Below are 11,842 nucleotides of genomic sequence, written 5' to 3' on the forward strand. Positions count from 1 at the left end.
GTTCCCGCCCGCGGGAAATATATTCAAGTCAAGCTTCCACAATGACGGTAAAGGGCCCATCATTGACGCTAGCGACCTGCATGTGCGCGCCAAAGCGACCTTCCTCGACGTGGATGCCGCGCGAGCGCAGTGCTTCGGCGATAGCGCCGATCACCGGCTCCGCCGCGTCGCCGGGTGCCGCGTCGCTCCAGGACGGACGCCGGCCTTTCGCCGTGCGGCCCATTAGCGTGAACTGGCTGACCAGCAAGACCGGTGCGCCAGCGTCTTCCACTGACCGTTCGCCGTCGAGGATGCGCAGCTCTGCGATCTTGCGCGCCACCGTCTCCCACGCATCGTCCGCGTCCTCGCGGCCCGCACCTACGAGGGCGAGGATCCCGCCGGTGTCGGGGCAGTCGATCACTCCGACGGTTTCTCCGTCCACGGTCACCGACGCGCTCGTCACGCGCGTGAGTACAGCTTTCATTGATGCTCCGTTCTGTCTAGAGGTGGGTAAGTTGCGCGATCTCTGCGGGCAGAACCAGCCCGTGGCGCACGAGGTCGACTACAGCTTTCGCGGCTTCAGCCTCAAGCTTTTCGACGTCCTCCGGTTGCTCCGCACCGCGCGATGCCGCATACAGACCAACCACGTCGCGCAGCGGCAAGCCGTTCGGGTGCAGTCCGGAGATCAGCGAGAGGATGCCGGCGTCGATGGTGTGGGAAAACCGTGGCCCGTCAGTGCGGGTAATTCGCAGTGTTTCGTCCGCGAACCCCATGCCGAGTTCGGTGTCTGCGAGCTTGATGTCTTCCAGCGCCACGGTCGGCCGAACCACGTAGTTGGCGTCGAGGATGTTCTCGCGGTCCTTCCCTCGCAGCCACGCGGTGCGGGTGAAGTACTCTTCTGCTTCCGGGCCGAGCGGGTCTGTAAACGGCTGGGAGAGTTCCTCGCAGATGATCTCGCTCGGAGCGTCGCCGATGTCTTCCAAAAGTATCCAGCCGAAGCCCACAGCGTGGACGTCGTTGTCGGCGAGGTGGTCGAGCCACTGCACCGTGCGTGCGACGCCTTCGTCCGAACGTGGGTCGATGGACTCGTCGCGCAGCCATGTGGAGACATACATGCCGGGATCGACCACGTCGCGCTGCAGCACCCAGGCGCTCACACCGTGGGAGGGCAACCACGACGCGACCCGGGACTGCCAGGGCTGGTCAAGCACATGCACCCAAGAGCCGAGGATAAAGGCGCGGCCGCCCTCGGCAAGATGCTCCGGTGCTTGGCTGAGCACCAGCTCGGTGGCGCCGTCAAGGTCCAAGCCAGAATCGCGGTAGACATGGCCAACTTCGGGCAGTCCCACCACAAAAGGAGGATTAGCCACGATCCGGTCAAACAGCTCACCCTGAACCGGCTCAAACCATTCACCTTGGCGCAACTCCACGTTGTCCACCCCGTTCGCCCGCAGTGTTGCCTCGGCGAAATCCAGTGCGCGGGCGTGCACATCCGTGGCCACCACGTGCGTGGCGTTGTCCGCTTGCGCAAGTGCTTGGACGCCGGAGCCAGTCCCCAAATCCAGCACGGAATCCACGGGCGTGCACGGTGTGGCCGACAGCAAGGACAGCGAGGCCGAACCGACGCCGAGGACGTGGTCGCGGCCCGGGACGTGCTCAGTCATAGAGGCATCCAGGTCGGACAGCACCAACCTCGGTTCGCCGGCCACGACGTGGGGACGTACCTCCACGGCAATACGGTAGGTGGATGAGTCTGGCACGGGCAGCACCAAGTGGTCGTCGATAAGCGAAAGCGCAAGCTTCGGGGTGAGCATCTCACCCAACTCCTCCGCTGTTGCGGGGCGACGCAGCACGAAGAACCGGATCAGGCGCGACAGGCGCGCGTCGTCGGAACACGCCGCCAGAACAACCCCCGGTTCGCGGCGGTAGAGCGCCTCGGTGGCCTCCGGCCCAAGGTGGGCCGCGATGCCGTCGGCGCTGAAACCTGCCTCGTCGAGTTCTTTGGCAAGCGCCTGGACAACTGCGGGAAAATTAGGGGAGAGGGGTTCTGGTGCAATCACGCGCAACTCCTGCAGTGCGAGGGGGCTTATTCGTCGTGGTCGATGATAGCGGGGGAGCTGCCGCGATCTGTCTCGGCCGAATCGAGCGCCGTGCGCCGCTGCTGCGCCAACATCTGCTGCTCCTGGCGTGCCACGGCAGGCTTGTACACGTTCTTCTGGCGGGTATCCCGTACCTCGCCCTGTGCGTTTCCTCGAACCACAGCAATCCACGGCAACGGGACAGAGACCACGAAGAAAATGCCGGCGAGTACCCACCAATGAGCCCACGCCGCAGCCACCGCCGCGACGATGAATGGCAAGCGCAACCCCTGCAAGACGGCGTACTGCTTCTCGCGCGACTGCCTATTCTGCTCGGGAGTGTAGGAAGCATCCGTGATCAGCGCGCGGGTTTTCCTGCCCCGGCGGAAGCGGCGGGAGGCGCGCTCAGTGGATGGCTGTTCGTTGGCGCTCATGAACCTTGAGGTTAGCCCTCCGGCTTAACCTCTCGCCCGAATTGGGGCATGATGGATGCCGTGAATACGACGACGAAGACGCTCGAGCGCCCGGACCTCAGGGAAGATACCTCGTCGACCACAGACGACGGCACCCCCAAGTTCTTCCACTACGTGAAGAAGGACCAGATCGTCGATTCCGCCATCTCCGGCAAAATGGTGGTGGCGTTGTGCGGCGAGACCTTCCCGGTGAAAAAGCAGGCCAAGCCGGGATCCCCGGTGTGCCCCGACTGTGAACGGATTTACAAGGGGCTGCGCCGCAAGTGACCGCCGCGACTTCTGGGCCCCAGCTGCGCAAATGGCAGCAGGAGGCCCTTGATTCGTTTCTCCGCGACAAGCCGCGCGACTTCATGGCCGTGGCAACACCAGGTGCGGGCAAAACCACCTTCGCACTGACTCTGGCCTCGCGTTTAAAAGAGGACAAGACTGTCCAACGCATCATTGTCGTCGTGCCCACGGAGCACCTGAAGCACCAGTGGTCCGACGCGGCGAAGCGTTTCGGCCTTTCCTTGGACCCGAACTTCACTAATTCCTCTGCCGTCAACGCCTCCTACGACGGCATTGTGGTCACCTACGCGCAGGTGGGCATGCATCCCTTCAAGCACCACGCAGTGGCGTCCGCGCGCCGCACGCTGGTGATCTTGGATGAGATCCACCACGCCGGCGACTCCAAGAGCTGGGGCGACGGCGTCTATGAGGCGTACAACGATGTCGAACACCGGCTGGCGCTGACCGGTACGCCGTTTCGTTCTGACGATTCGCAGATCCCGTTCGTGCGTTACGTCGAGGACGGTGAAGGCCACTTGGTTTCAGAGGCCGACTACACCTACGGCTATTCGCATGCGCTTGCCGACGGCGTGGTGCGCCCCGTTGTCTTCCTCGCGTACTCGGGCGAGGCACAGTGGAAGGACTCGGCGGGTGAGGAGTATTCCGCGCGCTTGGGGGAACCGCTGAACGCAGAGCAAACCACCCGCGCCTGGCGCACCGCGTTGGACCCGAAGGGCGACTGGATTGCCGCGGTGCTTTCCGCCGCGCACACCAGGTTGATGAAAATCCGCGCCAACATGCCGGATGCCGGCGGCCTAGTCATCGCCACGAACAAGACCACTGCCCGCGCCTACGCGAAGATTCTGACGAAGCTGTCCAACACGCCGGTCACTGTGGTGCTTTCCGACGAACCGGGCGCGTCCGACCGCATCGACGAGTTCTCCGCCTCGCGCGACGAGTGGATGGTGGCGGTGCGCATGGTCTCTGAGGGGGTGGACGTGCCGCGACTGTCCGTGGGCGTGTACGCCACCTCAGCGTCCACTCCGTTGTTCTTCGCCCAGGCGATCGGCCGCTTCGTGCGCTCCCGTATGCCGGGCGAATCTGCCTCCGTGTTCCTGCCGTCGGTGCCGGTGCTGCTGCGACTGGCGGAGGAGATGGAGGTCTCTCGCGATCACGTCCTGGGCAAACCCCACCGGGAGTCAGGCTGGTCCGACGAGTTGCTGGAGCAAGCCAACCGCACCCAAACCGAGCCGGACGACATGCCGTCCTACGAATCCATCGGCGCTTCGGCTGAGCTGGATTCGCTGATTTTCGACGGCTCCACCTACGGCACGCCTACCCAAGCCGGCTCTGCGGAGGAACAGGACTTCCTCGGCCTGCCCGGCCTGCTCGACGCCGATCAGGTGCGCACCCTTTTGGCCAAGCGCCAAAGCGATCAACTGGACGCGCGCGACGCTGAAGAGCGGGCGCGCAGGGCAGAAGAGCGAAAAGCCCGCGAACGGGCGGAGGTACTCGGCGAGCCGGCGGCAAAGCCTACCCCGGCTCCTGAAGCGGCAGCCGGCGAAGCTACAAACGCCGCAGACGAAATTCCCGCACTGCGCAAGGAACTCAACGCCCGCGTGGCCATCGCGGCGGGTAAGAGCGGCCGGCCCCACGGCGCGATCCACACCGAGGTGCGCAAAGCCTGCGGCGGACCGCCAACCGCACTGTGCAACGCCGATCAGTTACGCGAGCGAATCGCCTTTCTGCGAGACTGGTAGCCCCGGCGGTAAAGTGGCGTGCACCGCAATGAAACGAAAGGAATTGTGATGAGCACCCCTTACAACGGCCAGAACCCGAACGGCCAGAACCCGAACGGCCAGAACCCCTACGGTGGCGACCAGTACGGCACCAACCCTGCCGGCGGCCACCCGGAGGGCGTTTCCAACTACGGCGATTACGCTGGCCACGAGCAGCTGCAGCCGGATTACACCCGCGGCGAACCGGGCCAGCCCGGATACGGCATGGCGGGCGGAAACTACAATCAGGCGCCGACGTCGTACGGCTACGAGGCAGCCCCGGCGCAGCAGAATAACGGTGTAGCCCTCGCTGCGATGATCGTGGGCATCTTGTCCCTGTTGGGCCTGCTGTTCCTCTTCCCGGGCCTCGTGCTCGGCGTGATCGCGTTGATCCTGGGTATCGTCGGCGTGAAGAAGGCGAACTCCATCGTCGGCCCGGGCTCCCGCAAGGGCATGGCAATCTCCGGCATCGTCATGGGTGCCATTGCCACGATCCTGTCCGCGCTGATGCTCATCTTCGGCATTTCTGTGGCGAAGCAGCTTCTCAACGACGGTGTGTTTGAAGCGTGCGAGCAGTTCCAGGGCGATAATGAGCAGTACGAGTCCTGCATCGAGGATGAGATTGAAAAGAGCTTGAACAACTAAGCGCTTGCTTGACCAAGTTCAAACGCCCCGACCACGAACGGTCGGGGCGCTTAAACGTTGCGGGGAGAATACCCAGATTGCTGAATTAATCCAGGTAGTCGCGCAGCACCTGGGAACGCGACGGGTGGCGCAGCTTCGACATAGTCTTGGATTCGATCTGGCGGATGCGCTCGCGCGTCACGCCGTAGACCTGGCCGATCTCGTCGAGGGTGCGCGGCATGCCGTCCGTTAGCCCGAAGCGCAGACGCACAACACCGGCCTCGCGCTCGGACAGGGTATGCAGCACGTCTTGCAGCTGGTCCTGCAGCAGCGTGAACGACACTGCGTCCACAGCCACGACAGCCTCGGAGTCCTCGATGAAGTCGCCGAGCTGGCTGTCGCCCTCGTCGCCGATGGTCTGGTCAAGCGAGATCGGCTCGCGGGCGTACTGCTGGATCTCGAGGACCTTCTCCTCGGTGATATCCATTTCCTTCGCAAGCTCGAGCGGCGTGGGCTCGCGGCCGAGGTCCTGCAGCAACTCGCGCTGGATACGGCCGAGTTTGTTGATAACTTCGACCATGTGCACCGGAATACGGATGGTGCGGGCCTGGTCCGCCATGGCGCGGGTGATGGCCTGGCGGATCCACCACGTTGCGTAGGTGGAGAACTTGTAGCCCTTGGAGTAGTCGAACTTCTCCACAGCGCGAATCAGGCCGAGGTTGCCCTCCTGGATCAGGTCCAAGAAAGCCATGCCGCGGCCGGTGTAGCGCTTCGCCAAGGAGACCACCAGACGCAGGTTTGCTTCCAGCAGGTGGTTCTTCGCCTTGCGGCCGTCGCGCGCAACCGACCTCAGGTCGCGCTTCACGGCGGGGGTGAGCTTGGCATCTTTGTCGCCTTCGGCGGCTGCGCGCGCCATCTCGTCGAGACGGTACTGCGCGTACAACCCGGCCTCGATACGCTTGGCAAGCGAGACCTCCTGCTCGGCATCGAGCAGAGCAACTTTGCCGATCTGCTTGAGGTACGCGCGCACCGAGTCCGCAGATGCCGTGAGCTGCGCGTCCTTGCGCGCTTGGCGCAGTGCGGCGGACTCTTCGATGTCCCAGACGGAGGAGCTGTCTTCGCTTTCCTCGTCCTCGTCATCCTCGGCGTCGCCATCGCGCGCGCCGTCCTCATCATCATCGCCGAGCGTATCGTCGATGTCTTCGTCGAAGGTGTCGTCTTCGTCGTCGATCTCCGGATCGAAATCCGCATCGTCGCGGTCGACATCTTGCTCGTTCAGCTCGTCAGCGTCGCTACCGCCGGCCTGGAGCTCGTCCTCCAACTCGTCGGCATCTGCGGCAGTATCCTTCGCTGCCTTAGTTGCCTTCTTTGCCGTCGCCTTCTTCGCAGTCGTCTTTCTCGCGGTCTTTTTCGCAGCCTTCTTCGCGGTCTTTCTCGCCGTTTTCTTGGCTGCCTTCTTCACCGTCTTCTTAGCGGTCTTTTTCGCGGTTTTCTTCGCAGCCTTCTTAGCCGCTTTTTTCGCGCTGGATTTGGCAACGCTGCCTGCGCCACCGTCGGACGAAACTGCAGTCACGTCGTCGGTATTTTTGCTTGAAGCTTCGCTGGCTACCACGTACGCCCTTTCGAGTCAATCGGACCTTACCACTGGCAATCCAGGGTACGTATGCGTCCAAAAATTTTCAGAACGCCAATATTAACAGCCGTCCAGGCGGAGTATTCCGTGCCCCGCGCGGGCCGACCATTGAACGGCAACCACCGTACATTACCGCCGCCGCGGACCTACGGTGCGACATGGTCCTGGGCGGCCATCGCCGCTCCCACGATCCCGGCCCTGTTGCGCAATGCCGCCGCCGTCACCGGGGTATCTACTGTCAGAAGCGGAACCCATTTGTCCGCGTGCCGGGAAATGCCGCCGCCGACAATAAACGCCGCCGGGTTAAACAGCCGGTCGTATTCGTGCAGGACTTTATCCACGCGCTTGGCCCACTTTTTGTAGCTCAGCTCTTCCCGGTCCTTTGCAGCGGAGGAAGCGAAGTGCTCTGCCTCGGTGCCGTCGATAAGCATGTGCCCGAGTTCGGTGTTGGGGAACAATGTGCCGTCGAGCAGAAACGCAGAGCCGATGCCGGTGCCGAACGTGAGGAAGATGACTGCGCCGCTACGGGCGGTGTCGCTGCCGAAGGCCACCTCGGCGATGCCCGCCGCATCCGCGTCGTTGAGCACAGAGATAGTTTCGCGGCCCAGCGCCTGGGTGAAGAGGTCATGCACGTTGGTGCCCACCCACGACTCATCGATGTTGGCAGCGGTGCGCGCGACCTGCTGGGTCACCACCGAAGGGAGAGTGATGCCGACTGGGCCTTCCCATTCGCATTCATCAACGATCTGCCCGACGACCTCGGCGACCGCGTCTGGTGTTGCAGGTTGGGGCGTGGCAATTTTTACCCGCTCGCCCGCAAAATCGCCGGTGTGTAGATCCACCACGGCGCCCTTCACGCCGGAACCGCCGATATCCACACCGAAACCCAGAGCCTTTTGCGTCATGCAATGGAAGTGTACAAACGCGACGCGTCACCCGCCTTGCAAGCGAAGGTTCTGGTGTCTGAGCAGGGAAGATGACAGGGCTATGTGTTTGACCTAGTATTCCGCTCAAATAACGACATTCAGGCCCCTCCCGGGGCGACCACGCTGAGCTGGAGGACACACCACCATGGCCACCGATTACGATGCGCCGCGCCGCCGCATGGACGACGAAATTGAGACCGACTCCTTGGAGGGCCTCAAGGCTGCTGAAGTAGCTGGCAGCAGCATGGACGACGACGGCGAGATCGTTGAGCCTGTGGAGCCTCCGACCCAGGACCTCTCCGGCGAGGAGCTCAACGTTGAGGTCAAGCCGCGCCAGGACGACGAGTTCACCTGCGCGTCCTGCTTCCTCGTGCAGAAGAACAAGCGCCTTGCCTACACCGAGGACGACGGTTCGAAGATCTGCCTCGACTGCGAGTAAGCAGTTGCCTATCGACGGCTGAAGGGCGGCCCCACCTAGTCAGGTGGCGCCGCCCTTGAGTCTGTTGTCCCGTTGCCCGGTTATCCGGCGGTAGTGTCGGGGGCGAACGCCGCCAGGACCTCTTCGGGGTGCTTCGCGGAGATCAACCAGTACGGGGTGGGATCCTCCGGGTCGTCCAAGACGATGAGGACGTGTTCGCTCACCCACGGGCGAGAGACCAAGTACGCCGCCGGGTCCAGTTGGCGCCCGAGCGCGTTCTGGCGGGCGGAACCCGGGACCACCATGGAGCGTGAGACCACGGTGTTGGGCAGGTTCGCGTCGTCGACGAGCAACCAGCGCGTGCCGTCCGGGTCCTGCTCCACGGAGACCGTGGTGCGCGATAGCCAGAACAAAAACCAGGCGAACAGCGCTGAGAACAGCACCAGCGGCACCGCGAACCACCAGACGTTGCGGTTCAGGCCAAACTGTCCGGCGAGCAGCAGCGCGAGCCCGGCGAGGGCAGCCCACCAATACCAAGGCACCCACTGACGCTCCGTGTACAGCACCTTCGCCTGAGGTGCCGTCGCAGCCGTCGCTGCCTTTTCGGGGCCGGGGTTTGAAGGGGTCGAAGCGGTCTCACTCACGCACTCCACAATAGGCGTGCCCAGTGCAAGGGCATACTTGCAGGGCAGTCGTGGGGGAGACCGGTTCCGCGCATTGGCGGGGTGGCGCTGACGCACTGACCCTGACGTAGTGTGGGGCGGGTGGAGAAGCAAAACAGCGAGCACAGCACACACAACCCCTACAGCGCATACGCGGGCGATCCGCTCCCGCCGATTCCGGTTAAGCGCCTTGACCAGGAGCTGCCAATGCCGATGCGGGCGCACCCGGAAGACGCCGGCGCGGACCTGTATTCCGCAGAAGACCTGGTGTTGCAGCCGGGGGAGCGGGCACTCGTGGCTACAGGCGTGGCGATCGCGTTGCCCGTGGGGACGGTCGGTTTGATCCACCCGCGATCCGGCATGGCTGCCAAGCGCGGGCTGAGCATTGTCAACACGCCCGGCACCATTGACGCTGGCTACCGTGGGGAGCTGAAGGTCTGCCTGCTCAACACCGACCGCTCCGAGCCGATCGAAATCACCCGCGGCATGCGGATTGCGCAGCTGGTGATTCAGCGTGTGGAGTTGGTGGATTTCACCGAAGTTGACGCTCTGGACGAGACGCAGCGCGGCGACGGCGGGTACGGCTCGACCGGTACCCACTAGCACCGCTAGCACGGACTACAGTCAATAACCGCAAACGCAAGAATTACACTCATCTGCGACCACCAACTTTAGGGAGTGACCACCGATGGCATTTTGGCCGTTTGGCAAGAAAAAGAAGAAGCAGCAGCAGGAAAAAGCCGTAGAGTCCTCGCCACTGGAGCCGAAGCAGGAACAGCCCGGCGCTGAGGCCACTGCGGCTGATACCGAGGTGGCGCCGCAGACTGAGGTCGCTGAGGAGGCGTCGCCCGTTGAGAAGCAGGAAACTGCTCCGGCTGCCACACCTGTCGCCTCCGCCGCAGCGGGCGTGGAAGCGCTGACGGACTACGACCCGGTCGGCGGCTCCACTGGCCCGTTCGACGGCGACAACGTCGACATTGAGGACTTCGACTTCTCGGACTTTTCCGACGTCACCCTGAACCTCGGATCCATCCGTGTGCCGTTGCCGAAGGAATCCCAGGTGCAGGTGGAGATGGGTGAGCAGGGCCCGAAGATGGTCCACGTGGTCACCCGCTACGGCCGTATCACCCCGGTCGCATTCGCCGCTCCTCGCACCGGCGGCCTCTGGGAGGAATCCTCGGAGGAGATCATCGCGGGCATGCGCGCCGAAGGCATGCCGGTGGAAATCCAGCAGGGCCCGTGGGGCCAAGAGATCGTTGGCACCGGCACCAACGGCGTGATCCGCATTATCGGTGTGGAGGGCCCGCGCTGGCTCTACCGCGTCACCTTGGCAGCGCCGACCGGCTCCGAAGACCAGCTCGCGGAGATCGGCCGCGAGACCGTCGCGCGCTCCTTCGTTTACCGCGGCGAGGACCCGATCCTGGCCGGCAACTCCCTGCAGGTGGTCCTGCCCGCGCAGCTTGCTCAGCAGGTCCAGGCCGCAGCCGAGGCCAAGGCGCGTCAGGGCCAGGCTTCCGCGCAGGCACCGGCGGAGGGCAACCCGAACGCCCTGGGTGACGCGCTGAAGCAAATCATCGCCCAGAACGTGGAGAACCAGAAGCAGCTGCAGGAACTGCGCGAGCGTCGCGCCGCAGGCGGCAGTTCGAAGGCAGGCGGCGACACCCCGTCTGCTGCCGAGTAAATGGCGGAGCTGGCTGACAGCACCGGTGTGCCCGCTGTAGCGGCGGGGGCGCCGGTGCGTTTGCACGTCCGTGCCATGGCGCACGGCGGCGAAGGCATCGCCGACGCACCCGACGGGCGTGTGGTGTTCGTCCGTGGCGCAATCCCCGGCGACACGGTGGAGGCGACGCTGACAAAGGTGAAGAAGCGGTGGGCCCGTGCGGAAGCTACCGCCGTGCTTGATCCGTCGCCGCATCGCGTCGACCCGACTTGCCCCGCGGCTGCAGCAGGTGCGGGGTGCTGCGACTTTTCCCATATCGCCGCCCACGCGCAGCTGGAGTTCAAGCGCGAGGTGCTCCTCGGGCAACTGGGCGCGCTGTCCTCCCGTTCCGGGGTGTTGGACGGGTACGACCTCCACGAGGTGGAGGCGATTCAGCTTGAGCCGGTGACCGGGTGGCGCACCCGTGTCAGGTTGGGCGTGGACCGTAAGGGCAATGCTGGCATGCGGCGGGCGCGTTCCGCTGAAGTTGTCGCTGGGGTGCAGTGCACGCAGCCGAAGGCGGGCTTGCTCGACGGCATTGTGGGCGAGGGAGCTGCAACGTTCACCCCCGGAGCTGAGCTCGTCGTCGCGGCTGACGCGAAGGGCACCCGGCATGTGGTGGAGACCCGGGCTGCGCAACGTGGGCGCCGTGTGGAGCGCGTCGAGCGCGTTCTTGAAGGACCGGGTGAGCTGGTGGAACACGTGCGCGGGTTCGACTTCGTTTTTCCGCCGACTGCGTTCTGGCAGGCGCACCAGCGCGCCCCGGAGGCGTATTCCGATGTCATCTACCAGTGGGGCGCAGGCGCGTACGCCAACCGCGTGGGTTGGGACCTCTACGGTGGCGTCGGCGCGTTTGTGCCGGCGATGAGCTCGGCGCTCGGCGGCGGCCGGATTGAGACAGTGGACTACTCCAGCGCCGCCACCTCCCGCCACCAGCAGGTCGCCGACGCGTGCGATGTGCGCGTGCACCACGGCGATACGGCGGCAGTCGTAGCGGAGCTGGAGCGTCCCGGCTTAGTTGTGCTGGACCCGCCGCGTGCAGGTGCGGGCGCGGACGTGGTCCGTGCGATTGCTCAGGCGGCACCAGAGCGCATCATCCACGTCGGATGCGATCCGGCGACGTTCGCGCGCGATCTAGCGGGCTTTGGCGAGCACGGCTACGCGGTGAAACAGATGAAGCTTATCGACGCGTTCCCGAACACCCACCACTTCGAAGTGATGGCGATGCTTGAGCCGGTGCCGCGGGACGAATCTTCGTGAGAAAACCAGCGTGTAAACTAGCGTGAACGAAACGGCAGCTGCGCC

13 protein-coding genes are annotated in these 11,842 nt (G+C 64.3%); 7 read left to right on the forward strand and 6 right to left on the reverse strand.

What is annotated here, in order from left to right:
• Window positions 1-28: 28 nt before the first annotated feature.
• From dtd to NUW87_RS00720, 3 genes are read right to left on the reverse strand one after another with little or no spacing between them, the layout of a single operon-like run.
• Window positions 29-463 (reverse strand): D-aminoacyl-tRNA deacylase, encoded by a 435-nt coding sequence (gene dtd, locus NUW87_RS00710; protein ID WP_239217071.1) that lies wholly within the window; start codon window positions 461-463, stop codon window positions 29-31.
• A gap of 16 nt (window positions 464-479) precedes the next feature.
• Window positions 480-2,039, reverse strand: a complete 1,560-nt coding sequence (locus NUW87_RS00715) for a DUF7782 domain-containing protein (RefSeq protein ID WP_269026846.1) — start codon at window positions 2,037-2,039, stop codon at window positions 480-482.
• Between the two features lie 26 nt (window positions 2,040-2,065).
• The gene (locus NUW87_RS00720) at window positions 2,066-2,491 is read right to left on the reverse strand and encodes a DUF3099 domain-containing protein (RefSeq protein WP_269026847.1); all 426 of its coding nucleotides are present in this window, start codon (window positions 2,489-2,491) and stop codon (window positions 2,066-2,068) included.
• A gap of 51 nt (window positions 2,492-2,542) precedes the next feature.
• On the opposite strand from NUW87_RS00720, the gene NUW87_RS00725 reads away from it, so the two are divergent.
• From NUW87_RS00725 to NUW87_RS00735, 3 genes are read left to right on the forward strand one after another with little or no spacing between them, the layout of a single operon-like run.
• The gene (locus NUW87_RS00725) at window positions 2,543-2,797 is read left to right on the forward strand and encodes a DUF3039 domain-containing protein (protein ID WP_034999293.1); all 255 of its coding nucleotides are present in this window, start codon (window positions 2,543-2,545) and stop codon (window positions 2,795-2,797) included.
• Entirely contained in the window at window positions 2,794-4,557 is a 1,764-nt protein-coding gene (locus NUW87_RS00730; protein WP_269026848.1) for a DEAD/DEAH box helicase, read from the forward strand. The genes NUW87_RS00725 and NUW87_RS00730 overlap by 4 nt, the downstream gene beginning before the upstream one ends.
• 48 nt (window positions 4,558-4,605) lie before the next feature.
• Window positions 4,606-5,220 (forward strand): DUF4190 domain-containing protein, encoded by a 615-nt coding sequence (locus tag NUW87_RS00735; protein WP_269026849.1) that lies wholly within the window; start codon window positions 4,606-4,608, stop codon window positions 5,218-5,220.
• A gap of 85 nt (window positions 5,221-5,305) precedes the next feature.
• Here the strand turns inward: NUW87_RS00735 and NUW87_RS00740 are convergent, their stop codons facing one another.
• Window positions 5,306-6,811 (reverse strand): RNA polymerase sigma factor, encoded by a 1,506-nt coding sequence (locus NUW87_RS00740; protein WP_269026850.1) that lies wholly within the window; start codon window positions 6,809-6,811, stop codon window positions 5,306-5,308.
• A gap of 167 nt (window positions 6,812-6,978) precedes the next feature.
• Window positions 6,979-7,737: a polyphosphate--glucose phosphotransferase gene (gene ppgK, locus NUW87_RS00745; protein WP_269026851.1), complete on the reverse strand. Its 759-nt coding sequence runs from the start codon at window positions 7,735-7,737 to the stop codon at window positions 6,979-6,981.
• Between the two features lie 166 nt (window positions 7,738-7,903).
• On the opposite strand from ppgK, the gene NUW87_RS00750 reads away from it, so the two are divergent.
• Window positions 7,904-8,197, forward strand: coding sequence for a DUF4193 domain-containing protein (locus NUW87_RS00750; protein ID WP_063936811.1), 294 nt, complete (start codon window positions 7,904-7,906; stop codon window positions 8,195-8,197).
• An 80-nt stretch (window positions 8,198-8,277) separates the two neighbouring features.
• Here the strand turns inward: NUW87_RS00750 and NUW87_RS00755 are convergent, their stop codons facing one another.
• Window positions 8,278-8,829, reverse strand: a complete 552-nt coding sequence (locus NUW87_RS00755; RefSeq protein ID WP_377734410.1) for a DUF3093 domain-containing protein — start codon at window positions 8,827-8,829, stop codon at window positions 8,278-8,280.
• Window positions 8,830-9,012: 183 nt separating this feature from the next.
• On the opposite strand from NUW87_RS00755, the gene dut reads away from it, so the two are divergent.
• From dut to NUW87_RS00770, 3 genes are all read left to right on the forward strand, one after another.
• Entirely contained in the window at window positions 9,013-9,441 is a 429-nt protein-coding gene (dut, locus tag NUW87_RS00760) for a dUTP diphosphatase (protein WP_269027014.1), read from the forward strand.
• An 85-nt stretch (window positions 9,442-9,526) separates the two neighbouring features.
• Window positions 9,527-10,519: a DUF3710 domain-containing protein gene (locus NUW87_RS00765; RefSeq protein ID WP_269026853.1), complete on the forward strand. Its 993-nt coding sequence runs from the start codon at window positions 9,527-9,529 to the stop codon at window positions 10,517-10,519.
• Window positions 10,520-11,797 (forward strand): class I SAM-dependent RNA methyltransferase, encoded by a 1,278-nt coding sequence (locus tag NUW87_RS00770; RefSeq protein ID WP_269026854.1) that lies wholly within the window; start codon window positions 10,520-10,522, stop codon window positions 11,795-11,797.
• Window positions 11,798-11,842 lie beyond the last annotated feature (45 nt).

This window comes from Corynebacterium pilbarense (genome assembly GCF_026930265.1).
GTDB classification, from domain to species: domain Bacteria; phylum Actinomycetota; class Actinomycetes; order Mycobacteriales; family Mycobacteriaceae; genus Corynebacterium; species Corynebacterium pilbarense.

What these genes read in the sequence shown, in the direction of transcription:
- NUW87_RS00750 (WP_063936811.1), top strand. Translation starts at nt 7,904, where the DNA reads ATGGCCACCGATTACGATGCGCCGCGCCGCCGCATGGACGACGAAATT.
- NUW87_RS00720 (WP_269026847.1), bottom strand. Translation starts at nt 2,491, where the DNA reads ATGAGCGCCAACGAACAGCCATCCACTGAGCGCGCCTCCCGCCGCTTC.
- NUW87_RS00725 (WP_034999293.1), top strand. Translation starts at nt 2,543, where the DNA reads ATGGATGCCGTGAATACGACGACGAAGACGCTCGAGCGCCCGGACCTC.
- dtd (WP_239217071.1), bottom strand. Translation starts at nt 463, where the DNA reads ATGAAAGCTGTACTCACGCGCGTGACGAGCGCGTCGGTGACCGTGGAC.
- NUW87_RS00770 (WP_269026854.1), top strand. Translation starts at nt 10,520, where the DNA reads ATGGCGGAGCTGGCTGACAGCACCGGTGTGCCCGCTGTAGCGGCGGGG.
- NUW87_RS00765 (WP_269026853.1), top strand. Translation starts at nt 9,527, where the DNA reads ATGGCATTTTGGCCGTTTGGCAAGAAAAAGAAGAAGCAGCAGCAGGAA.
- NUW87_RS00735 (WP_269026849.1), top strand. Translation starts at nt 4,606, where the DNA reads ATGAGCACCCCTTACAACGGCCAGAACCCGAACGGCCAGAACCCGAAC.
- ppgK (WP_269026851.1), bottom strand. Translation starts at nt 7,737, where the DNA reads ATGACGCAAAAGGCTCTGGGTTTCGGTGTGGATATCGGCGGTTCCGGC.